The sequence below is a fragment of the Gordonia terrae genome, from assembly GCF_001698225.1.
GTDB lineage: Bacteria > Actinomycetota > Actinomycetes > Mycobacteriales > Mycobacteriaceae > Gordonia > Gordonia terrae.
The window spans coordinates 3,822,651-3,843,663 of record NZ_CP016594.1 but is presented as its reverse complement, the minus strand read 5'-3'; the positions used below and the strand labels follow the sequence as shown (position 1 = coordinate 3,843,663).

21 protein-coding genes are annotated in these 21,013 nt (G+C 68.1%); 12 read left to right on the top strand and 9 right to left on the bottom strand.

Annotation, left to right across the window (positions count from 1 at the left end):
* Window positions 1–73 precede the first annotated feature (73 nt).
* The 4 genes from urtB to urtE are packed head-to-tail and all read left to right on the top strand — an operon-like array spanning window position 74 to window position 3,638.
* Window positions 74–961 (top strand): urea ABC transporter permease subunit UrtB, encoded by an 888-nt coding sequence (gene urtB / locus BCM27_RS17270; RefSeq protein WP_004022535.1) that lies wholly within the window; start codon window positions 74–76, stop codon window positions 959–961.
* Window positions 958–2,070, top strand: a complete 1,113-nt coding sequence (gene urtC, locus BCM27_RS17265) for an urea ABC transporter permease subunit UrtC (RefSeq protein WP_004022534.1) — start codon at window positions 958–960, stop codon at window positions 2,068–2,070. The genes urtB and urtC overlap by 4 nt, the downstream gene beginning before the upstream one ends.
* Window positions 2,067–2,942 (top strand): urea ABC transporter ATP-binding protein UrtD, encoded by an 876-nt coding sequence (gene urtD / locus BCM27_RS17260; protein ID WP_004022533.1) that lies wholly within the window; start codon window positions 2,067–2,069, stop codon window positions 2,940–2,942. Before urtC ends, urtD begins: the two co-directional genes overlap by 4 nt.
* A 3-nt stretch (window positions 2,943–2,945) precedes the next feature.
* On the top strand, window positions 2,946–3,638 hold the full coding sequence (urtE, locus tag BCM27_RS17255; RefSeq protein ID WP_004022532.1) for an urea ABC transporter ATP-binding subunit UrtE: 693 nt from the start codon (window positions 2,946–2,948) through the stop codon (window positions 3,636–3,638).
* Between the two features lie 22 nt (window positions 3,639–3,660).
* On the opposite strand, the gene BCM27_RS17250 is transcribed toward urtE, so the two are convergent.
* Window positions 3,661–4,482, bottom strand: coding sequence for an SDR family NAD(P)-dependent oxidoreductase (locus BCM27_RS17250; protein WP_004022531.1), 822 nt, complete (start codon window positions 4,480–4,482; stop codon window positions 3,661–3,663).
* A gap of 106 nt (window positions 4,483–4,588) precedes the next feature.
* Here BCM27_RS17250 and BCM27_RS17245 point away from each other — a divergent pair, with 106 nt between their 5' ends.
* Window positions 4,589–5,245, top strand: a complete 657-nt coding sequence (locus tag BCM27_RS17245) for a TetR/AcrR family transcriptional regulator (protein ID WP_004022530.1) — start codon at window positions 4,589–4,591, stop codon at window positions 5,243–5,245.
* Here BCM27_RS17245 and BCM27_RS17240 read toward each other — a convergent pair.
* The gene (locus BCM27_RS17240; RefSeq protein WP_004022529.1) at window positions 5,214–5,954 is read right to left on the bottom strand and encodes a hypothetical protein; all 741 of its coding nucleotides are present in this window, start codon (window positions 5,952–5,954) and stop codon (window positions 5,214–5,216) included. The two genes, BCM27_RS17245 and BCM27_RS17240, sit on opposite strands and share 32 nt — an antisense overlap.
* 47 nt (window positions 5,955–6,001) lie before the next feature.
* On the opposite strand from BCM27_RS17240, the gene BCM27_RS17235 reads away from it, so the two are divergent.
* Both BCM27_RS17235 and BCM27_RS17230 read left to right on the top strand, forming a co-directional pair.
* Window positions 6,002–6,181 (top strand): hypothetical protein, encoded by a 180-nt coding sequence (locus BCM27_RS17235; RefSeq protein WP_033205713.1) that lies wholly within the window; start codon window positions 6,002–6,004, stop codon window positions 6,179–6,181.
* A gap of 56 nt (window positions 6,182–6,237) precedes the next feature.
* Complete coding sequence (locus tag BCM27_RS17230) at window positions 6,238–6,657, top strand: hypothetical protein (protein WP_004022527.1); 420 nt, start codon at window positions 6,238–6,240, stop codon at window positions 6,655–6,657.
* A gap of 122 nt (window positions 6,658–6,779) precedes the next feature.
* On the opposite strand, the gene BCM27_RS17225 is transcribed toward BCM27_RS17230, so the two are convergent.
* Both BCM27_RS17225 and BCM27_RS17220 read right to left on the bottom strand, forming a co-directional pair.
* Window positions 6,780–7,115: a transglycosylase family protein gene (locus BCM27_RS17225; RefSeq protein WP_004022526.1), complete on the bottom strand. Its 336-nt coding sequence runs from the start codon at window positions 7,113–7,115 to the stop codon at window positions 6,780–6,782.
* Window positions 7,116–7,390: 275 nt separating this feature from the next.
* Window positions 7,391–8,698, bottom strand: coding sequence for a cytochrome P450 (locus tag BCM27_RS17220; protein ID WP_004022525.1), 1,308 nt, complete (start codon window positions 8,696–8,698; stop codon window positions 7,391–7,393).
* 98 nt (window positions 8,699–8,796) lie between these two features.
* On the opposite strand from BCM27_RS17220, the gene BCM27_RS17215 reads away from it, so the two are divergent.
* A complete protein-coding gene (locus tag BCM27_RS17215; RefSeq protein ID WP_085944175.1) occupies window positions 8,797–9,456 on the top strand; it encodes a TetR/AcrR family transcriptional regulator in 660 nt (219 codons plus the stop codon).
* A 61-nt stretch (window positions 9,457–9,517) separates the two neighbouring features.
* Here the strand turns inward: BCM27_RS17215 and BCM27_RS17210 are convergent, their stop codons facing one another.
* On the bottom strand, window positions 9,518–10,603 hold the full coding sequence (locus BCM27_RS17210; protein ID WP_004022523.1) for an NADH:flavin oxidoreductase/NADH oxidase: 1,086 nt from the start codon (window positions 10,601–10,603) through the stop codon (window positions 9,518–9,520).
* A gap of 60 nt (window positions 10,604–10,663) precedes the next feature.
* Here BCM27_RS17210 and BCM27_RS17205 point away from each other — a divergent pair, with 60 nt between their 5' ends.
* The gene (locus BCM27_RS17205; protein ID WP_004022522.1) at window positions 10,664–11,038 is read left to right on the top strand and encodes a hypothetical protein; all 375 of its coding nucleotides are present in this window, start codon (window positions 10,664–10,666) and stop codon (window positions 11,036–11,038) included.
* A 43-nt stretch (window positions 11,039–11,081) separates the two neighbouring features.
* Window positions 11,082–11,870 (top strand): enoyl-CoA hydratase, encoded by a 789-nt coding sequence (locus tag BCM27_RS17200; RefSeq protein ID WP_004022521.1) that lies wholly within the window; start codon window positions 11,082–11,084, stop codon window positions 11,868–11,870.
* Window positions 11,871–11,928: 58 nt separating this feature from the next.
* On the opposite strand, the gene BCM27_RS17195 is transcribed toward BCM27_RS17200, so the two are convergent.
* The 4 genes from BCM27_RS17195 to BCM27_RS17180 form a co-directional block, all read right to left on the bottom strand.
* Complete coding sequence (locus BCM27_RS17195; protein ID WP_004022520.1) at window positions 11,929–13,080, bottom strand: acyl-CoA dehydrogenase family protein; 1,152 nt, start codon at window positions 13,078–13,080, stop codon at window positions 11,929–11,931.
* A gap of 20 nt (window positions 13,081–13,100) precedes the next feature.
* The gene (locus tag BCM27_RS17190; protein WP_004022519.1) at window positions 13,101–14,333 is read right to left on the bottom strand and encodes an acyl-CoA dehydrogenase family protein; all 1,233 of its coding nucleotides are present in this window, start codon (window positions 14,331–14,333) and stop codon (window positions 13,101–13,103) included.
* A gap of 90 nt (window positions 14,334–14,423) precedes the next feature.
* Window positions 14,424–15,686 carry an AI-2E family transporter gene (locus tag BCM27_RS17185; protein WP_004022518.1) on the bottom strand — a complete coding sequence of 421 codons (1,263 nt, stop codon included), beginning with the start codon at window positions 15,684–15,686 and terminating at the stop codon, window positions 14,424–14,426.
* A 135-nt stretch (window positions 15,687–15,821) separates the two neighbouring features.
* Window positions 15,822–18,227, bottom strand: a complete 2,406-nt coding sequence (locus tag BCM27_RS17180) for an acetyl-CoA acetyltransferase (protein ID WP_373278299.1) — start codon at window positions 18,225–18,227, stop codon at window positions 15,822–15,824.
* 175 nt (window positions 18,228–18,402) lie between these two features.
* Between BCM27_RS17180 and BCM27_RS17175 the strand changes: the two genes are divergently transcribed.
* Together BCM27_RS17175 and BCM27_RS17170 are read left to right on the top strand one after the other, a co-directional pair.
* A complete protein-coding gene (locus BCM27_RS17175) occupies window positions 18,403–19,653 on the top strand; it encodes an acyl-CoA dehydrogenase family protein (protein WP_004022516.1) in 1,251 nt (416 codons plus the stop codon).
* A 28-nt stretch (window positions 19,654–19,681) separates the two neighbouring features.
* Window positions 19,682–20,977 (top strand): WS/DGAT domain-containing protein, encoded by a 1,296-nt coding sequence (locus BCM27_RS17170; RefSeq protein ID WP_004022515.1) that lies wholly within the window; start codon window positions 19,682–19,684, stop codon window positions 20,975–20,977.
* Window positions 20,978–21,013 lie beyond the last annotated feature (36 nt).

Genomic DNA, 21,013 nt, shown 5'->3' with positions numbered 1-21,013 from the left:
CCTGACGCGGGACGGGTCGCGCACGGTCCCTCCTGGCGAACGCGGCACCCGCCGCCGACGAACGGATAGACACGTGGAAACCGTTATCGGACAGCTCTTCACCGGGCTCAGCCTCGGTTCGATTCTGCTCCTCGCAGCTCTCGGCCTGTCCCTGACCTTCGGGCAGATGGGCGTCATCAACATGGCCCACGGGTCGTTCATCATGGCCGGGTCCTACACCGCGTACACGGTGCAGGAGTACTTGATCTCCGATGCCGGGGTGTCCCTGCTCGTCTCGCTCGTCATCGGGTTTCTCGTCGGTGGCCTGATGGGGGTCCTGCTCGAGGTCACCCTGATCAAGCGGATGTACGACCGGCCGCTGGACACACTTCTCGTGACCTTCGGCGTGGGACTCATCCTCCAGCAGCTGGCCCGGGACATCTTCGGCGCACCGGCGGTCGACGTGGTGGCGCCGTCGTGGTTGTCCGGCGGCGTCGACATCCTCGGTGCGGTCGTCCCCAAGACGCGCCTGTTCATCATGTTGCTGGCCATCGTGGCCGTGACCGCGATCGCGGTCACCATGAAGTACACGCCGATGGGACGGCGGATTCGCGCGGTCGTCCAGCATCGAGATCTCGCCGAGACGAGCGGTATCTCCAGCCGCCGTACGGACATCACTACGTTCTTCATCGGCTCGGGGCTCGCCGGCGTCGCCGGTGTGGCACTGACCCTGATCGGCTCCACCAGTTCGAACACCGGGATGACCTATCTGATCGACGCGTTCCTGGTGGTCGTCATCGGCGGCCTGGGCCAGATCAAGGGCGCGGTCATCGCGGCCATCGCCCTCGGCGTCCTGAACTCGTTCATCGAATACAACACGACGGCGTCGGTGGCGAAGGTCGCCGTGTTCGTCATCATCGTGATCTTCCTGCAGATCCGGCCGCAGGGGTTGTTCACGGTCCAGTCGAGGAGTCTTGTGTGAAGGACTATTTCAGCGCTTCGTGGAAGGTCTGGGCGGGGTTCGGATTCGCGGCGATCCTGCTGTTCGCGGTCGCGCCCGCCGTCTTGTCGGACTTCCGCCTCAATCTGCTCGGCAAGTTCCTGTGCTTCGGCATCGTCGCGGTCGGTATCGGCCTGGCCTGGGGGCGTGGCGGCATGCTCACCCTCGGGCAGGGCGTGTACTTCGGTCTCGGTGCGTACATCATGGCGATGCACCTGAAGATCTCCGACGCCGAACTGCGCGGCGACGACGTGCCCGATTTCATGCAGATCGCCGGGATCAGCGACCTGCCCGGGTACTGGAAGCCGTTCGCCTCACCGGTGGTGACGATCCTTGGCATCCTGCTGGTGCCCACGTTCCTCGCGATCCTGCTGGGTCTGGGTGTCTTCAAACGGCGGGTCAAGGGCGCCTACTTCGCTATTCTGTCGCAGGCGCTCGCCGCGGCCTTCGCGATCCTGCTCATCGGTCAGCAGACCACCGGTGGCAGCAACGGCCTCAACCGCTTTCGCAGCTTCTTCGGCCTGGCCCTGAATGACCCGGTGAACCGGCAGCTGTTGTTCTTCATCACCGCGGCCATCCTGCTCGCCGTCGTCGCCATCACGCGACAGCTGATGTACAGCCGGTACGGCGAACTGCTGGTCGCCGTCCGCGACCAGGAGGAGCGGGTTCGATTCCTCGGTTACGACCCGGCCAACACCAAGGTCGTCGCCTACGCGGTCGCGGCGCTGTTCGCGAGCATCGCGGGCGCCATGTTCGTTCCCATCGTCGGCATCATCTCACCCGCGGACGTCGGGATCGTGCCCTCGATCGCCTTCCTGATCGGCGTCGCGATCGGCGGGCGCACAACGCTTCTCGGCCCGGTGCTCGGCGCCATCGCGGTGGCCTGGGCGCAGACCAGTCTGTCGGAGAACTTCCCGTCCGGGTGGACCTACGCCCAGGGCATCCTGTTCATCGTGGTCGTGGGCTTCTTCCCGGCCGGTCTGGCCGGACTCGGGGCATTGATCAAGTGGCGGCGGAGGAGAGCCCCGGACTCGTCGCCGACCGGCGACATCGATGAACACACCGTCAGCAAGGTAGGAGCGTCGTCATGACCGAAGCGGAATCGACGGTCGTCGAGCATCTGCCCGTCGCCGGTGGCAACGCCGGGATGGACAGCGACTACCTCCAGGTGCGCGGTCTCAGTGTGGAGTTCGACGGCTTCAAGGCGGTCTCCGACGTCGATCTCACCCTGCTCCAGGGTGATCTGCGGTTCCTGATCGGGCCGAACGGGGCCGGCAAGACCACGATCATCGACACGATCACCGGACTGGTGAAGCCGACCGGGTCGATCCAGAAGTCCGGGGTCGAACTCGTTGGAAAGAAAGTGCACCAGATCGCGCGTCTCGGTGTGGGCCGAACGTTCCAGACCGCCAGCGTCTTCGAGGAACTCAGCGTGCTGCAGAACCTCGACATCGCCGCGGGCGCGGGGCGGTCGGTGTGGACGATGCTCCGGCGACGGCCGGCTCGGATCCCGGACTCGATCGCAGAGGCGCTCGAGACCATCGGCCTGCAGCATCTGGCCGAGACGCCGGCCGGGGTGCTCGCCCACGGGCAGAAGCAGTGGCTCGAGATCGGGATGCTGCTGGTACAGAACGCCTCCGTGCTGCTGCTGGACGAGCCGGTGGCGGGCATGAGTCACGAGGAGCGGGAGGAGACCGGGAACCTGTTGCGTCGCATCGGGGGTGAACGCACGGTGGTGGTCGTCGAACACGACATGGACTTCATGCGGTCCTTCGCGACCTCGGTCACGGTGCTCGCCCGCGGCCGGGTGCTCGCCGAGGGCACGGTCGCCGAGGTCCAGGCCAATCCGAAGGTCCAGGAGGTGTACCTCGGAACCGCCGCGGGCGGTGAGGAACTCGAGGAGATCGCCGCCGAGACCGACACCGCCGGACTCTCCACGCCATCGACCCAGGACAGGGGCTGAATCATGCTGAAACTCTCCGGGGTCCATGCGGGCTACGGGCGCACCGAGGTGATCCACGGGGTCGACATCGAGGTACCCACCGACGGCGTCGTCGCGGTGATGGGACACAACGGAGCGGGGAAGACCACTCTGTTGCGCGCAGCTGTCGGGCTCGTCAAGACCACCAAGGGCACGATCACGTTCGACGGTGTCGACATCACCCGGGCGCGACCCAGCGCCCGGGTGGGGCACGGCATCGCGTATGTGCCGCAGGGGCAGCAGAGTTTCGGTCACCTCACGACTGCCGAGAATCTGCAGGTCGTGGCGGACGGTCGTCAACGTGGCAAGGAACTGGTTGCCGAGATGCTGGACATGTTCCCGGCACTCAAGGAATTGCTGGGGCGACGCGCCGGCCTGCTGTCCGGGGGCCAGCGTCAACAGCTGGCGATCGCTCGCGCTCTCATCACCGAACCGCGGATGCTGATCCTCGACGAGCCGACCGAGGGCATTCAGCCCTCGGTCGTCGCCGAGATCGAGCAGACCATCACCACGCTCACCGAGCGCGGCGGACTGGGAGTGCTCCTCGTCGAGCAGCACATCGGTTTCGCCCTCGAGGCGGCGCAGCGGTACTACGTGCTGGAGAGCGGGCGTGTGACGTCGTCGGGTGACGGCGGTTCGACTGCGGAAAACGCTGTGCGCGAAGCGATGACAATCTAGTTGGAGGAAGTTGCGGGGTGCCTCAGCCGGGCGCTTGCCGGCTGAGGTGCTCCCATGCCCGATAGTTCTCCGCACGCGCCCGGTCCATCTCCAGCACGTGATCGTACGACTGGCTCCCGAGGATCAGCCGTCGAGGCGGGTCGGGGAGCGCCGCGAGTTGCAGGATGACCGGCGCAGCGGTGGCCGGTGACGGCCCGGCGTCGTCACCCCAGGACTCCTCCATCCCGGTGCGCAGATCCTGATACTGCGACATCGGCTCGGTGGTGGTCGTCCCGGTGGTGAACAACCCGGTGTCGTAGCCGCCCATCTGCACGATGGTGACCTTGACGCCGAACTGCTCGACCTCCATCGCCAGCGCCTCGCTGACCGAGTCGAGCGCCGCCTTGCCGGCTCCGTAATAGCCGACGGTGGCCATCCCACCGCCGGAGCCCATCGACGTGACCTGCAGCAGGCGTCCGCCGCCGCGGGCGCGCAGGTGGGGCAGCACCGCCTGCGCGACCCAGACGGCTCCGAAGAAGTTCAGGTCGAGATGCGCCCGGATCTGCGCTTCGGAGGCTTCCTCGACCATCCCGTAGAGCATTCCGCCTGCGTTGTTGACGACGATGTCCAGATGGCCGAAAGCGCCAACCGCCTTCTCGACACCGTCGAACACGGCCTGCCGGTCCGTGACGTCCAGCGACAGCGGGCGCAGGTGCTGGGGGTATCGCTCGACCAGCGGCGCCAGCGGATCCACGTTGCGGGCGACGGCAACGACACGATCGCCGGCGGCGAGGGCCGTCTCGGCGAACGCTCGCCCGAGTCCGCGGGACGCACCGGTGATGAACCAGACCCGTGGGGTTGACATGGTCGCCTCCTCAAGTAAACGGAACGTTCCGTCTCGAAAGTAAGTTAGACGTCCCGGTGTCGGGTGTCAAGACGGACCGTCTCGTTTCGTGTACTAGCCTGGCGACATGAGGAACGACGCCGGACCGGACCACTCACGTCGAAAGGAGCGGTCTCGACAGGCGATTCTCGAGGCGACCCGGGCCCTCGTCGTCGAGGAGCCGTACGACAAGGTCACCGTCGAGGCGATCGCTGCCCGTGCCGGCGTCGGCAAGCAGACGATCTATCGGCGGTGGCCGTCGAAGAGTGCGGTCGTCTTCGCGGCCGTGCTGGCCCTGAGCGAGGATGCCGACGGGCAGTCGGTCGTCCTGCCGGACACCGGGGATCTCGAGGCCGACCTGAAGCAGGTCGTGCGAGCCACGGTCGCGGAGTTCGGCGATCCGTCCTTCGACCGGCTGATCCGGGCGGTCAACACCGAGATCGCGAACGACGCCGACCTCGCGACGGAGTACCGGGAGAAGCTGTCGCGACCGCTGGACGATGCCAAGAAGGCTCGACTCCGTGTTGCCGAGCGCGACGGTCAGCTGCCGCCCGGAACCGACCTCGACCTGTTCCTCGAAATGCTCTACGCCCCGCTGTTCCAACGGTGGTTACACCGCAGCGGACCGCTGACCCCGGCGTATGCCGACGCATTGGTCGAGGCGACTCTGCGGGCCTTCGGGGGCCGGTCGCCCTCGTGGCCGACGGCCGGCGTCAGTCCAGCCGAACCCCCACCTCCGGGGTGAGTTCATGCGGCGCGTGAAGGGGGAGATCGTCGCCGCTCCAGAATCGCCCGGGGTCGAACCAGTTGGAATCCTTCGACGTATCGAGGATGCCCATCTCGCGGTAGGTGATCGCCACCACCTCGGCGCAGTAGGCGGCTTCGAGTCCGGCGCCGTCGGTGGTGCGGTTGCGGCGCTGCTGCCGTTCATCGCGTCGTTGACGGACCTTGCGGTCGAGGTAGGGGATGCCCCGGACGAGATCGATCGAGTTGGGCACCCGGCCACGAAACCACCGTCCGGCCAGGCGTGCGGTCGTCGGGAACGGTGTCCCGTCGAGTTCGGCGATCACCTTGAGCAGAGCGTTCTCCTGATCGAGGGTGACCTCCGGGGTGAGCTGACGGAACCAGCACGCCTGCTTGTAGCGGATCATCCACTGCTCGACGGCTTCTCGCGCGTCGTGCAGCTGAACACCGCGATGGTTCGATCCGGTCCACACATCGGTCAGGCGATCGCCGAGCTCGGCGTGCCAGAGCAGTGGGGGCAGATCGTCGATGCACACCGCCATCGCCACGTGGTTCACCGGCGCATTGGTCAGCGTGCGGATGGCCCGGTCGGGTCCGGAATGACCATGGAAGAGCCAGATGTCGCCGGTGCGGGTGGCGTCGAGTGCGTCGGTCAACGAGATGCCGGCGTCGGCGCGGTCTCGGCCGAAGAGAATTCTGCTGGTGGGCACGAATGAAGGCTAATGCGTCCCCGGACCGAGCGACCTATCCTGCCCGCATGAGGAACCTCTGGAAATGGCTGGGATTGGCGGGCGCGGTCGGGGTGGCCACCGGCGGGGTGATGGTCGCGCGGGATCAGCGGCAGCGGAAGTCCTATTCGGCCGATGACGTTCGTGCCCGACTGCATCAGCGGCTCGACGAGACCGAGAACGCGGGTGGCGAAGCCGCGGATTTGTGAGGAGACTGGGCTGAGTTGGCCGGCGGCCCGTCAGGGTGCCGGAGGAAGGGAACATCATGAGCGACAACAGCGGCTTCGGCGGCTCATTCAACTTCGGCCCCGAGGACTTCGACCGGTTCGCACGGGAGGCCGGGGACGGATTGCGTGACGTGTTCGGCAAGCTCTTCGAGGGGCAGGCCGGGCCGGCGGCCTTCTCGATGTTCTTCGACGAGGCCGCCCGCGGGCGCACGCGCACCAAGCCGCGCGAAGAGACCACCGGCGAGGCCGGCTCCGGTGTCTGGGCGGTCTTCGTCGTCGAGGACGACGGCGGTGCCCGGGTCGAGCAGGTCTACGCCACCGAACTCGACGCACTGCGCGCCAACAAGAGCAACACCGACCCACGCCGCAACGTGCGATTCCTGCCGTATGGCATCGCGGTGAGCGCGCTGGACACGGCTGTCGGGGACAGCGGGGACGACGCCGCACCCACGCCGTAGGCAGCGTCAGAACCGTAGGCGGCGTCAGACGCAACGAGGCCGGCGAGTCCTGGATGGACCCGCCGGCCTCGTCGTGTCAACGACTGCACGGCCTCACGGCGCGTGCTGCGCCGGTGCGTGCGTCAGAGGTTGGCGCCGCACGTCGGCCAGGCTCCGGCGCCCTGCGAAGCGAGCACGTTCTCCGCGACGCGGATCTGCTCCTCACGGGAGGCGTCTGCCGGGTTGCCGGTTCCGCCGTTGGCCTGCCAGGTGCTCATCGAGAACTGGAGGCCGCCGTAGTATCCGTTGCCGGTGTTGGTGGCCCAGTTGCCGCCGCTCTCGCACTGAGCGACCGCGTCCCAGTTGCCGCCTGCCGCATGTGCGGTGGACGCCAGCATCCCGAAGGGGGCGGCGGTCAGTGCGCCGACGATCGCGGCGCGGGCGACGAGCTTGGTCATGTGGGTCTTGGTCATACGCATGGTCTTCGTTCCTCCTCACTGCCCCGGGGTTGGCAGGACAGTTGATCTCGGACCGTGGGCGACCATACGGGTCCGGTAACGGCTGGGTCACGTCGACGCCGTGACCTGCGGGGTTCGGATAACGTCCGGATAACGCTGTTAGCTTTCCGGCGAATTCCCAGCGCATCCCGCAATTCCGTGGGGGTTCTCGAGCGGGCGTGTTCGGGCGCGTTCGATGACGAAGGTCACAGGGGGAAAGTGGTACCCGTCACGTTCGAGTCGGCGTCAGGCGGGGCTCAGCGTGGTAAGACCGCGATCCGTCCGCCGCGGGACGGGGCGTAGGCCACCCCGCGCGAGAACCAGCGTTCGGGCTTGTCGTCGGTCGGCAGCAGCTGGAAGTCCGCCAACAGTGTCCGCAGGGTCATGTCCATCTCCATGGTCGCGAACGCAGCCCCGATGCACCGCCGGGTCCCGCCGCCGAAGGGGAGCCAGGCCGGCGAGGGCTTGGTGCCCAGAAAGCGGGTCGGGTCGAAGAGCTCGGGGCGAGCGAATTCGCTGCTGTCGTCGTGGAGAAGGGCGATCGAGACGAGGACGTTGTATCCCTTCGGGATGCGCCATTCGCCGAGGTCGAGATGGTCGGCGACGACATGCCGGCCGGCGAAGTCGATGACGGGTCGGCTGCGCTGGACCTCCAGGATCGTCGCGTGGCGGTAGTCATGTCCGCCGGCGTCGATCTCGGCCACGAGCTCGCGCACCACCTCGGGGTGCCGCCGCAGCCGCTCGAGAGCCCACGCGAGGGTTGTTGCCGTGGTCTCATGCCCGGCCGCGAGCAAGGTGGCCAGCTCCTCGGCGATCTCGTCGTCGGTCATCGGACTGCCGTCGTCGTAGGTGCTGCCAAGCATGATCGCCAGGATGTCGGTGCGCTCGTCCAGGTGAGAATCGCTGCGCGCCTTGGCGATCAGTCCGCCGACATAGTCCCGGTATTCGGCATTGCGTCGTGCGTACCGGTGATTGGGGTCGATCCGACGGAGAGGGCGTGGGAGTGGGGGTACCGTTGCGGCGCGCGAACCGACGGTCACCATCGGCGGGATCATGTCGCGGAGTCGGTCGAGCTCGCTGCCCTCGGCGCCGAAGACCGCGCGGAGGATGACGTTCAGGGTGATGCGCATCATCGGTTCGATGGAGGCGAACTCGACGCCGGAGGGCCAGGACGCACACTCGGCGCGGACCTCGTCGACCACCAACTGTTCGTACGATCGGATCGGCTTGCCGTGCAACGGCGGGGTGAGCAGTTTGCGTCGGGCGCGGTGCCGGGCGCCCTCCAGGGCGAACATCGATCCGGTGCCGAGGATGCGACCGAGGTTGGGCTGGACGTTCTCGACCTGGTCGCCCGCGGTGAACAACTCGCGCGCCATCGCGGCATCGGAGATGACGACGGACGGACCGAAGACGGGCAGGTTCACGGTGAACGCCGAGCCGTGCCGGTCGTGGAGGTGGCGGAAGAAGTGCCGGCGCGACACGACCGCGCCGAGCCCCTGGATGGCAGACGGGATCGACGTGGTGGGCGGGAGTACCGCCTCGCCGCTTCGGGTCGGTGTGTTCACGGGCGTCGGGTCCTCTCGCCGCAGTCTGCTGGTACGTCCACGTACCAGCAGACGGTACGCTCACGTACCGGCCGGGGCAAGGGCCTATGCTCGAAGACGTGACTGCTGGATCGGGCCCGCTTGCCCCGCCCGCGACGCCGGGCCCGTTCGCTCCGCTCCCTGCGCCCTGGCTGAGCTCGCCGGCCGGCGCGTCGACTCGGGACCGATTGCTCGCCGCGATGCTCGAGTGCATCGCCGAGGCGGGTTACCGCGACACCACGGTCGCCGACATCGTGCGGGTCGCGCGGACCTCGAGGCGGTCGTTCTATCAGGAGTTCGCCGACAAGCAGTCGTGTTTCTTCGCGCTGCTGACGGTGACCAACGAGTTCATGATCGCCGAGATCGCGCGGCGCGTCGATGCGGAAGCATCCATCGAAGATCAAGTGCGACAGGCGGTGTCGTCATACGTCGAAGCGAGTGAGCGGTATCCGGGTCTCACGTTGAGCTGGATACGCGAGTTGCCCGCGCTCGGCAGCGCCGCCCAGGCGGTCAAGGACGAGACGATGGAAGCGTGGATCGAACTCTTCGTCGGCCTCACCTCGACCCCGACGATGGCCGCGGCGGGGGTGGTGCCGATGGACCGCCAACGCGCGATCTTCCTCTGGGGTGGCTTCCGGGAACTGACTGCCGGCGCGGTCGAATCCGGGACTCCGCTGGCATCGATCATCGAGCCCGCGACCGCGGCGTCCCTCGCACTGGTGACGCCACGGTCGGAGTGACGAGACCCTTCGTGACGGCCCTCCGCAAGCTCCGGGCCTCCTCAGGGAGCGGGGACCGGGCTCAGTGCCACGAACCGCGTTGATACTGCGGCGGATACGGCGCCTCGCGTCGGTCGATGCCCAGCTCGTGCGCGGCGCGCAGTGGCCACGACGGTTCGCGTAGCGCGACACGACCGAAGAAGACGGCGGTGATGTCGTCGTCGCCGGCGATCTTCTCGGCCTGATCGGGTTCGGTGATGAGGCCGACGGCCGCGGTCGGAACGCCCGACTCCCGGTGGATCGAGCGGGCGAGATCGACCTGATAGCCGGGACCGACCGGGATGTCGGCGAGGACGTTGCCACCCGAGGAGACGTCCACGAGGTCGACGCCGCGGCCGGCGAGGAGAGCGGCGAGACGCGCCGATTCCTCGACGTCCCACCCACCCTCGGTCCATTCGGTGCCGGAGACGCGGATGAAGAGCGGCTTCGACGACGGCCACACCGCGCGGACCGCGTCGGCGACCTCGAGGGTCAGCCGGGTGCGTCCGTCGAAGTCGCCGCCGTAGGCGTCGGTGCGCTGGTTCGAGAGCGGGGAGAGGAACTGGTGGAGCAGGTAGCCGTGTGCCGCGTGGATCTCGACCACGTCGAAGCCGGCGTCGTCGGCACGACGGGCGGCCTGGGCAAAGGCGTCGACGACGTCGACGATCTGCTCGGTCGTCATCGCGGTGGGGGCGGGTAGTCCCTCGAAGGCGACGTCGGACGGGCCGAATGTCGTCCAGCCGCCGTCGTCGAGCGGGATCGCCCCGGAGCGGTCGTCGAACGGCGCATAGGTGGATGCCTTGCGGCCCGCGTGGGCGAGCTGGGTGCCGATGATCGAACCCTGGGAATGTACGAAGTCGACGATGTGCCGCCACGCCGCCGCCTGGTCGTCGTTCCACAGTCCGGCGTCATGGGCGCTGATCCGACCCTCGGGTACCACGGCTGCCGCTTCGGTGAGGATGAGTCCGAAACCGCCGGCGGCTCGGGCGCCGAGGTGCGTCAGGTGCCAGTCGGTGGGCACCCCATCGCCGGCGAAGCAGCTGTACTGGCACATCGGGGCGAGCCAGATCCGGTTCGGGACGGCGACGTCGCGGAGGGTGATCGGTTCGAAGAGCGCGGTACTGGTCACGAGGAGACACAACGATCGACGGGGCGCCGTATTCCCTGCCGGCTGCCATATCGTCGTGGCATGACCGATTCGCCGTGGAGCGCGCAGCGATGGGCGTTCGTACTCGCCACAGCCGTGTTCGCGTCGGTGTGGGTGGCGGTCGCCGTCGCCGGTCCGGCCCGGATCGCGGGGCACATCGACGCCGCAGGCGAGGTCACCAGGTGGGATTCGAAGTGGGTCGTGCTGACTGGCCTGGGTGCGGTCGGCCTGCTGATCGGGGCGGCCACGATGGCGCTGCTGGCCTGGCTGCTGGCGGCGACGACGGTCTTCTCGGCGTCGGGGGAGGCGTCGATGAACGCCTGGGCGTTCGCGGTGCCGCTCGTCGTCTACGTCCTGGCGCTGATCGGCTACACCGTCTACATCGCGGTCGGCGACCGATACCGGGTGCGCGAGTGACGAACGTGCGTCAGTGAAGAGAACGGATGAGAGGCAGCCGAACATGACAGATCAGACCGCGCTCGATGCGGTGTCGACGGAGATCGCCGAACCCCTCGGGGTGATCACGTTGGGGGATGCGCGGCGTCGTAACCCGTTGTCCACGAGCACGATGCGCGCCATCACCGCCGCGCTGCGGAACTTGGACGACGACCCGCGCGTGCGAGTGATCGTCATCCGCGCGCTCGGGCCCGCCTTCTCCGCCGGGCATGACCTCGGTGAGCTCGTCGACCGAACCCTCGACGACGAGCGCGCTGTCTTCGCGACGTGCACCGAGCTGATGCAGACGGTCCACGACGTGCGACCGCCCGTCATCGCCGAGGTCGCCGGCATGGCGTTCGCGGCGGGGTGTCAACTGGTCGCGACATGTGATCTGGCGGTGGCCGGTCGCAGCGCGCGATTCAGCACGCCGGGCGTCCGCATCGGGTTGTTCTGCTCGACGCCGATGGTCGCGCTGTCCCGCGCGATCGGACGCAAGCGCGCGATGCACATGTTGCTCACCGGCGAGGCGATCGATGCCGAGACCGCCGCCGAGTGGGGACTCCTGAGCGGTGTCGTCGACGACGAGGCGCTGGCGGACTCGGTGCGTGAACTGGCTCTGCAGATCGCCGGATCGAGTGCCCGGACCGTGTCCATCGGCAAGCAGGCGTTCTACCGGCAGATCGAGCTCGACGAGTCCGCCGCCTACGACGAGATGGGCGAGACGATGGCGACCAATGCGATGACGTGCGATGCGCAGGAGGGGATGTCGGCGTTCCTGCAGAAGCGGAAGCCGGTGTGGACCGACAGCTAGGGCCTGGTCGCAGAATCGCCGCCCACCGGAAGCGGGAGGCGGCGATTCTGCGATGGAGTCAGGCGTCGATCTGCGCGGTGGCGGTCGCGAAGCGCGCGAGATGGGCGTCGGCGGTGCCGAATTCGTACTCGATCGCGGTCAGTCGCTTGAAGTAGTGACCGATCGCCAGTTCCTCGGTCATGCCCATGCCGCCGTGCAACTGCACCGCGTTCTGGCCGATGAACCGGGCGGCGCGACTGATCGTGGCCTTGGCGGCCGAGACCGCCGCCGCACGCTCGGCCGGGGAGCCGTCGAGGGACAGGATCGCGAAATACTGTGCGGCGACCGACTGCTCGAGTTCGAGGTGCATGTCGACCATGCGGTGCTGCAACACCTGGAAACTGCCGATGGGCACGCCGAACTGCTCGCGCTGCTTGGAGTATTCGACGGTGTCGGTGAACACCTTGCGCATCAGGCCCACGGCCTCGGAGACCACCGCGGCGGTCGCGGTGTCCCAGGCCTTCTCGAGGATCTCGATCGCATTCTCGTCGGCGATGAGCGCGTCGGCGGGCAGGCGCACGTCGGTGAACGTGATGTCGGCCGCCTGGCGGTCGTCGATGGTGCGCAGCCTGTGCAGCTCGAGACCCTTCGGGCCGCCATCGGCGAGGTCGACGAGGAACAGCGAGACCCCGGCGGGATCGTGGGGTTCGCCTGCGGTGCGGGCGCTGACGATGAGGTAGTCGGCGAGCGGCGCCGTGGTGACGACAGCCTTGGTGCCGTTGAGCACCCAGGCATCACCGTCGCGGTCGGCACTGGTCTCGATCCGTGAGAGAACCCCGCCCGAGCCGTCTTCGAGTGCGGCCAGCGCGCTCAGGGCCTCGCCCTCGGCGATGCGACCGGCGGCTTCGAGAGCGGCCGGGTTGCCGGTCGCATGGAGGAGACCCGCGCCGAGCACCACCGTGTCGACGAACGGCTCGACCACGAGAGCGTGCCCAAGCGCCTCGGTGACGACCATCAGTTCCTCCGGGCCGCCGCCGAATCCGCCGATGTCCTCGGGCAGGCAGGCGCCGACGACGCCGAGGTCCTCGACGAAGGCCTTCCAGATCTTCGGCTGCCAGCCCTCGCCGACCTTGGCCGCGTCGCGGCTGACCTGCAGGTCGTACCGTGCGTCGAGGAACTTGCCGAGACCGTCGGACAGCAGTTGCTGTTCGGGTGTGAGTGTGAAGTCCATCAGTTTTCTCCTGTGACCCGTCAGAGACCGAGAGCCGCTTTGGCGAGGATGTTGCGTTGAATTTCGTTGCTGCCGGCGTAGATCGAGCCCGCGCGGTCGTTGAAGTAGTGCAGCGGGGCGACGGCCTGCCACGGTTCGCCGCTGACGTAGCCGTCGGTGGGCGGGGTGTACTGGAAGATGGGTCCGCCCGGCTTGGTGGCGTGCGGCTGGAAGACGCGTCCGTGGGGGCCGGCGGCCTCCAGGCTCAGGGTGGTGATCTCCTGGCTCAGCTCGGTGCCGAGGATCTTCAGCATCGATGCGATGGAACCGGGGTCCTTGCCCGAGCTCATCGCGGCGAGCGCGCGGTATTCGAGGACCTCGAGGATCTTCGCGCGGACCTGGAGATCGGTGAGCTTGGCCGCGAACGCCGGATCCTCCGACAACGGGCCGCCGTTCGGTGCGGTCACCGATGCCGCGTCCCGCCCGAGCTGCTCGGCCATGACCTGCAGCGCCGGTGCGGCCGCGCCGCCCCCGCGCTCGAAGACGAGCAGGTACTTGGCGACAGTCCAACCGTCGTCGATCTTGCCGAGGACGTTCTTCTTGGGCACGCGCACGCCGTCGAAGAAGACCTGCGCCTGCACCTGCTCGCCGGACGCGAACACCAGGTTCTGTACCTCGATACCCGGCGAGTTCATGTCGATGAGGACGAACGTGATGCCCTGCTGCTTGCGCTCCTGGCGCGACGTGCGCACCAGGCAGAAGATCCAGTTCGCCTCCGAGGCGTGCGTGGTCCAGATCTTCGAACCGGTGACGACGAGGTCGTCGCCGTCGTCGACCGCGGCCATCGACAGCGACGCGAGGTCGGAGCCGGACTCGGGTTCGGAGTAGCCCTGGCAGAAGAACACGCTGCCGTCGAGGATGCCGGGCAGGAAGAAGTTCTTCTGTTCGTCGGTGCCGAACGCCATGATCGCGTGCGACACCATGCGGATGCCCATCGGCGACAGCGAGGGTGCGCCGGCGAGGATCGACTCACGGCTGAAGATGTAGTGCTGGGACTGCGACCAGTCGCACCCGCCGTACTGCACCGGCCACGCGGGAGCGGCCCAGCCACGCTCGTGCAGGATCGCCTGCCACTCCATCGAGGCCTCGTGGTCGGAGTAGACGCTGGTGCGCAGCGTGCCCGCAGCGCGTAGGTCGGGGGTCAGTTTCTCGTCGAGGAACGCGCGGACCTCGTCGCGAAACGCAGCGTCGTCCGGAGACCAGTTCATGTCCATGAGCGGTGCGCAACCTATCTGTAAACGGTTGTGGTCAGATTGGGGTCGAAAGGGAATCTACCCAATGATCGGCGCGGTGCGTAGCCCGCCTCACGTTTCCGGCTTCAGTGTGACGTCCGGAGTGAAACCGCGAGGGGGATCCTCGCCCTCCGCGTCCGGGGTCTTCGTGGGCTCGGCGCCGTCGCCGTCGGGTGCCTCGTCATCGGGTGAGTCCGTGTCATTCGGCTTTCCGCCCGAGTCATTCGGCTTTCCGCCCGACGACAGCAGCACGTCCGCCCAGCGGGTCGCGGGATCGATGTCGATGAGCAGGGCCTTGCCGAGCAGTGTCAGCGGTACCGCGAGGATCGCGCCCAACGGTCCGATCGCCCAGGCCCAGAAGAGCAGGGACAGAAACGTCAGGGTGGTGGAGAGTCCCACCGCGTCGCCGACGAACTTCGGCTGGATCACCGACTGGATGACGACGTTGATGGCGCTGTAGACGACGATGACGATCAGCATCTTGCTGACCCCGCCGTCGAGCAGTCCGAGCAGTGCGGGTGGGACGAGACCGATGATGAAGCCGACGTTCGGGATGTAGTTGGTGATGAACGACAACAGGCCCCAGAGGATGGGGAGCGGGATGGAGAGCAAGGCGAGGGCCACGCTGTCGAGGACGGCGACGATGAGCCCGAAGACCGTCGACACCCAGAGGTAGCTGCGCGTGCCCTGGGAAAAGGAACGGAAGGCCGATGCGATGTCGGGACGCATCCGGTCCAGGATGTTCATCCGGTCGTCGAAGCCGACCGAGTCCGCCGCCATGAACAGCAGCAGGGCAAGCACCAGGATCAGTGCCGAGGCGACACTGAACGTGCTGGCCAGCACGTCGGTCACCGCGCTCACGACCTTGCTGGTGTCGACGTGGGAGATCATGTCCTGCACCTTGTCGTGGCTCACGCCGTGACTGGTGAGGAAGTTCTGGAAGCTGGTGACGAGGTCGTCGAACTTGTCGTCGTACTGGGGGAGTATCGACGCCAGGCGCGCCACCGAGAACACCAGCGCCGCGAACAATCCGATGAGGATGCCGTAGACGAGGAGCACCGTCGTCACGAAGGCGGCCCAGCGGGGAAATCCTCTCTTGCGCAACCAGGTCGGGATCGGCTGAACGGCGACGGTGAGCATCAGCGCGAGGAAGATCGGCCCGACCAGCGACGCCACCGACTTGATCCCGGCGATGGCGACGACGAGGCCGGCGATGGTGAGGAGCACGATGGTGCCCCGTGGCAGCGTCCAATCGGGCGGATCGACTCGATACGAGGGTTGTGGCGGAGTGCGTTTGGACGACTTCGTTCCGCTTGCCTCACTGCGACCGGACATGGTGTGCCGCCTTTCTGGACACGACTGATGTGTCGGAACAGCGGCCACCCCGACGCGCGGGGTGGCCGCCGTCAAGTGTTGACCATTCGACGACCATCCGCGCGCTTTCGGGGTGCTTACGTCTCCGGTTGGTTCTCAGTGACCCTTCCAGTTCGGTGAACGCTTCATCACGAACGCCATGATCCCTTCGAGGGTGTCGCCACTGATGACCAGCGAGTCGAGCACCGAGGTGCTGGCGTGGACGGCATCGACGGTGTCGGTGATGGCATCGGACTGCTCCATGGTGGCGATCGACGCCCGCACCGACGTGGGTGAGGCGGCGAGGATCTCCTCGGCCACTCCGCGCGCGGTCTCGAGAACCTTTCCGGCCGGGGCGATCCGGCTCACCAGACCGGCGGCGGTGGCCTCGGCGGCCGAGATCCGGCGGCCGGTCAGGATCATGTCGCGCGCGAGCGCAGGTGGGATCATCCGCGGCAGCCGGACCAACCCGCCGGCGGCCGCCGCGAGTCCGACCTTCACCTCGGGCAGGCCGAAGGAGGCGTCCTCGTCGGCCACGACGATGTGGCAGGCCATCGCGATCTCACAGCCACCGCCGAGTGCGAACCCGTTGACCGCGGCGATGACCGGTTTGGGGAGGCTGCGCCGTGAGGTCAGTCCCGCGAACCCGTTCTTCGGGACCGACAGGGCGGCCGGGCCTGCGGTCGCGGCGAGGTCGTTGCCCGCCGAGAAGGCCTTGTCGCCCTTACCGGTCAGGATCGCCACCCACAGGTCGGGATCGGCGAAGTAGGCGTCGAAGATCGAGTCGAGTTCGGCGTTGGCCGCGGGGTTCAACGCGTTGCGTGCGTCGGGGCGGTTGATGGTCACCTCGAGCAACCGACCGTCGCGACGGACCTCGACATGTTCGTAGGACTCGCGGAATGCCGGTGCGACAACTGGATGCCGGGAGTTCATGGCCGCGGCGGTCAGGGCCACCCGGTTGCCCTTGTCGAACGACCGCACGACGATCGGCGTGCCGACGGGGTCGTCGGAGGTCAGGAGAAGGTCGAAGAACTCGTCGTCGTCGGAGTCGAGATTGGCGACGAACCGGGCGCCGAGCCCGTCCGGCGAGGTCGGGTCGACCAGCCGGCCGATGACCACACCGGTGCGGCGGCCGCTCTTCTGCGGGATGACCGTGTAGGTCTCGATGACCGCGGCGCCGTCGGCGTCGGCGATGGTGGGAACGGTTGCCGCCGCGTCGAGCTCGGCCTGGACCGGTCCGCTGGTGTCCGGGCGCCACGGTGCCGGCGTCGTCGAGTAAACCCCGGCGGCATGCTTGCTCAGCACCCCGCCGTTGGCGACGACCAGACCGAAATCGCCCGGTGATCGTCGGACCCGCGTGACCACCTCGGCGATCGCGTGCAGGGAGTAGTTGTTGCCCGGGCCGCCGAAGAACGGCAACCCGCCGGTGAGGGTCAGCCCGCGTGGATCGTCGGGCGCCATCCCGATTCCGTCGAGGACGTTGAACACCGCGATCGGGAAGCAGCTGTAGATGTCGAGGACCGAGATGTCGTCGAGTCCGAGTCCGGCGACCTGCAGCGCGTGCTGCACCGCAGCCGGGGCTGCGGGGGCGGAGCCGAGGTCGGGACGAGCCAGGACGGGGCGTTCGACGGTCGACGAGTGACCATGCAGGAACACCCATTTCGCGGGATCGATCCCGGCGGCCTGCGCCGCCCGGACCGACATCACGACCACCGCGGCTGCCTGGTTCACCTGATCGCGCGCCACGATGTACCGGGTGAACGGATCCGCCACGACCCGGTTCTCGGGAGTGACCGCGACGAGTTCGGCGGCGGTGCGCGCCGTCGGTGCCGCCGAGTGCGGGTTGGCGGCGGCCACCTCGGTGAAGGGTGCGAACAACTCACCCAGGGTGGCGATGTAGGCGTCCCGGCCCAACCCCGAGGCGTGCCGGCGGGCGTTCTCCAGTAGGGCGTACTGCGGCAGCACCGATGCGAGGCCGTGCCGCATCTCGGCGACGGTGATGATCCCCTTCAGCCCGAAGCCGCGGTCGTCGAGCTGGCCCCCGACCTCTTCGGCGAAGCTCGGCCGCTGGTCCTCCGGCTGGGACATCAGATGGCGGACGGTCGACATCACCTCGGCGCCGAAGACGACTGCGCCCTCGGATCTGCCGGCCGCGATGGCCGCCGCGAGTTCGGTGAGCATCGTCTGCGGGGTCTGGCCGCCGGTCACGGCCTGCACGGCGCGGCGTGGGTCCACCCCGACCCGGTTGCCGACCGCGCGCGGCATGTTGTCCGGTCGGCCCAGCGGTGACGACGACAACGGGCTCGAGATCTCGAACGAGCGGATCGCGGCGATCGTGTCGATCGACGCGGCGACGTCGCCTCCGGAGTCGGCGAACGCGGCGGTCACCGCCCGGGCGGCGAGGTCGGCCTCGCCGAGCGCCTCGTACCCGGGATCGGTCAGGCGCTCCGAGGCCTGGCCCACGCCGACGACGACGGGGGTGGTCGGATCGATATCAACGAGCGTTGTTGGCATACCAAACATTGACACACGGCGTGACCGGGGTCTCATCGGAGGTGGTGCACGAACGTCGGGGCGTCAGTGTGCGGTCGGCTCGCCGAGAACGTCAGTGTTGCGGTCAGCGCGGTTCCAACCGTGGTCGGGCGCCGCGGATCGGACCAGACTGTCGCCGACCAGATTGCGATCGAAAGGACCACCGATGACGTCCACCGTGTCCACCAAGCCTGCCGGCGGGCCCGCGACCGGCGAGTCCGCCGGAACGACCGACGAGCGGCTCGACGAGGTGTTCGCGCCGATCTTCGCCCGGATCGCCGAGGGCGCGGTACAGCGCGAGGACGACCGCAGGCTCGCACACGACGAGGTCTCCTGGCTGCGGGAGGCGAAGTTCGGCGCATTGCGCGTGCCGGTGGAACTCGGCGGATACGGTGCGTCGATCCGGCAGTTGTTCCGGCTGCTCATCGATCTGGCTGCCGCGGAGTCCAATCTGCCGCAGGCCCTGCGCGTGCACTGGTCGTTCGTCGAGGACCAGCTCGCCGCACTCCCGGACGAGGCCGCGCAGCAGTGGTTGCGCAAGGTCGGTGAGGGGACGCTGGTCGGCAACGCCATCACCGAGCCCGGCGTCGGTGCCATCGACCGCTATCAGACGCGCCTCACCCCCGATCCGGCGAGCGCGGACGGCAACGGGTTCCGGCTCGACGGCACCAAGTACTACAGCACCGGCAGTCTCTACTCCGATCACATCCTCGTCGCCGCAGACCAGGACGGGGAGCGCGTCTCGGTGCTCGTCGACGCCGACGCCGACGGTGTCACCCAGCACGACGACTGGGATGGCTTCGGCCAGCGCCTGACCGCCAGTGGCACCACCGAGTTCGCTGGTGTCCGGGTCCCGGCCGAACGTGTCCTCGGTCCGGGCTACGGCGGGGAGGGCCGCACGTATGCGACGTCGTACTTGCAGCTGGTCCAGCTCGCGGTGCTGGCGGGCATCGCGGCGCGCGCCACCGACGACGTCGTGGAGTGGGTGCGCAACCGCACACGCACCTTCACCCACTCGACGGCCGACCTGCCTCGTCATGATCCGCTCGTGCAGCAGGTGATCGGCCGGCTGTCGGCTGCGGCCTACACCGCGCGCACGCTGGTTCTCGACATCGCCGACGAACTCGACGAGCTCGCACTCGCCGGCTGGGAGGACGCCGATCTCCTCGACCGCGTCGAGTTCGACGTCGCCCGTGCCCAGGCCGCGGTCATCCCCGCCGTCCTCGACGCCACCACCCAGCTGTTCGAGGTCGGTGGTGCGTCGATCACCTCCGAACGTCTGCGCCTCGACCGTCACTGGCGCAACGCCCGGGTGATCTCGGTGCACAACCCGCTGATCTTCAAACTGCAGGCGGTCGGCGACCACGTGCTCAACGGCACCGACCTGCCCTACGCCTGGAGCGCCGGACAGAAGTAGCGCGCGCCGCGCCGCTACTCTGGCGGCCATGCACCGGATGGCCGCGGCGGACGCGGCGTCGTACTGGATGTCGCAACACATCCCGAACGACGAGTTCGTGGTGTATTGCTTTGCCGCGCCGCGTAGTCCGATCGAGGACTGCGCGGCGGGACTCCGGCTCCGTGCCGCGTTCGTCGACGATCTGTGCCTCCGGATACGAGAGGTTCCCGGCACGGTCGACCGCCCGTATTGGGAATCCGTACGGCCCACCGACGACCAGGTCCGTGTGAACCGGTCGAGCCGGACGTGGTCGTCGTGCCTGGCCCAGATCGCCGCACTCATCGCCAGTCCACTCGACCCCACGTCGGCGGCGTGGCGGGTACACCTGTTCGGTCCCGTCGTCGACGCCCCGGGCGCCGCGGGCGCGGCCTGCGTCGTCGTACTGCAGATCTGTCACGCGCTGGGTGACGGACGTCGCGCTTCTCGGATCGCTCGTGAATTGTTCACTGCGCCCGCCACGCAACGAGATCCCGGACCCGCGCGACACCGGCCGGGTCGCGAGCTGCTGGTCGACGCCGGGACTGTACTCGGTGGTGTCCTCCGATTCCCCGGCGAGTTCGTCATGACGGCCCGGCGGGGATTCCGCGCGGCGCGGCTCGCCTCGGCGTCCGTGCCGGAAACGCCGGGGTACACACCGACTGCGTTGAACGCCTCGCCCGGCCCGCGTCGGACCCTTCGGGTGCTGGTCGTCGAGCGCGATCGCCTGACCGCCCGCGGACAGCCGGTCACGGTCGCGGTACTCACCGCGATCTCGGTGGCGTTGCCGGAATACCTGGGTGAGACCGGGCGGCGGATGGGCGTCGAGCTGACGATCGGCCGGTCGGGTGAACCGCGGTCCCGCAACCACTTCCGCAATGCCGGAGTGGACCTGCACATCGACGTCGACGACCTCGACGAGCGCGCGCGACTCATCGGCGCCGACATCGCCACAGCTCGAGCGGCCGAGAAGGACCCGTTGCGGGATGCGCGGCGTCGGGCGTCCGAATCGACGCCCGCGCTTCTGGCCCGATGGGGGATCGACGCTTTCGACCTCGACACCCCGCCCGAGACGGTCACCGGCGTCTCGGTGGTGTCGTCGGTGAACCGTGGCGCCGCCGACCTCCACCTCGATGGCGGCGAGATCCTGTTCACCACAGGCTTTCCCGCGCTGTCGCCCGCTCAGGGCCTGACCCACGGCGTGCACGGGATCGGCGATCGGATCGCGATCTCGGTGACCACGAGCCCCGATGTGATGGACGACGTGGACCGGTACGTGGAGCTGCTCGCGCGGGCGGTGGGTAGCTAAGGTCCTCACCGCCGCCGCAAACCGGCGCCCCCGCTC

What these genes read in the sequence shown, in the direction of transcription:
- urtD (WP_004022533.1), top strand. Translation starts at nt 2,067, where the DNA reads ATGACCGAAGCGGAATCGACGGTCGTCGAGCATCTGCCCGTCGCCGGT.
- urtE (WP_004022532.1), top strand. Translation starts at nt 2,946, where the DNA reads ATGCTGAAACTCTCCGGGGTCCATGCGGGCTACGGGCGCACCGAGGTG.
- BCM27_RS17250 (WP_004022531.1), bottom strand. Translation starts at nt 4,482, where the DNA reads ATGTCAACCCCACGGGTCTGGTTCATCACCGGTGCGTCCCGCGGACTC.
- BCM27_RS17245 (WP_004022530.1), top strand. Translation starts at nt 4,589, where the DNA reads ATGAGGAACGACGCCGGACCGGACCACTCACGTCGAAAGGAGCGGTCT.
- BCM27_RS17235 (WP_033205713.1), top strand. Translation starts at nt 6,002, where the DNA reads ATGAGGAACCTCTGGAAATGGCTGGGATTGGCGGGCGCGGTCGGGGTG.
- BCM27_RS17230 (WP_004022527.1), top strand. Translation starts at nt 6,238, where the DNA reads ATGAGCGACAACAGCGGCTTCGGCGGCTCATTCAACTTCGGCCCCGAG.
- BCM27_RS17225 (WP_004022526.1), bottom strand. Translation starts at nt 7,115, where the DNA reads ATGCGTATGACCAAGACCCACATGACCAAGCTCGTCGCCCGCGCCGCG.
- BCM27_RS17205 (WP_004022522.1), top strand. Translation starts at nt 10,664, where the DNA reads ATGACCGATTCGCCGTGGAGCGCGCAGCGATGGGCGTTCGTACTCGCC.
- BCM27_RS17200 (WP_004022521.1), top strand. Translation starts at nt 11,082, where the DNA reads ATGACAGATCAGACCGCGCTCGATGCGGTGTCGACGGAGATCGCCGAA.
- BCM27_RS17195 (WP_004022520.1), bottom strand. Translation starts at nt 13,080, where the DNA reads ATGGACTTCACACTCACACCCGAACAGCAACTGCTGTCCGACGGTCTC.
- BCM27_RS17190 (WP_004022519.1), bottom strand. Translation starts at nt 14,333, where the DNA reads ATGGACATGAACTGGTCTCCGGACGACGCTGCGTTTCGCGACGAGGTC.
- BCM27_RS17185 (WP_004022518.1), bottom strand. Translation starts at nt 15,686, where the DNA reads ATGTCCGGTCGCAGTGAGGCAAGCGGAACGAAGTCGTCCAAACGCACT.
- BCM27_RS17180 (WP_373278299.1), bottom strand. Translation starts at nt 18,227, where the DNA reads ATGTTTGGTATGCCAACAACGCTCGTTGATATCGATCCGACCACCCCC.
- BCM27_RS17175 (WP_004022516.1), top strand. Translation starts at nt 18,403, where the DNA reads ATGACGTCCACCGTGTCCACCAAGCCTGCCGGCGGGCCCGCGACCGGC.
- BCM27_RS17170 (WP_004022515.1), top strand. Translation starts at nt 19,682, where the DNA reads ATGCACCGGATGGCCGCGGCGGACGCGGCGTCGTACTGGATGTCGCAA.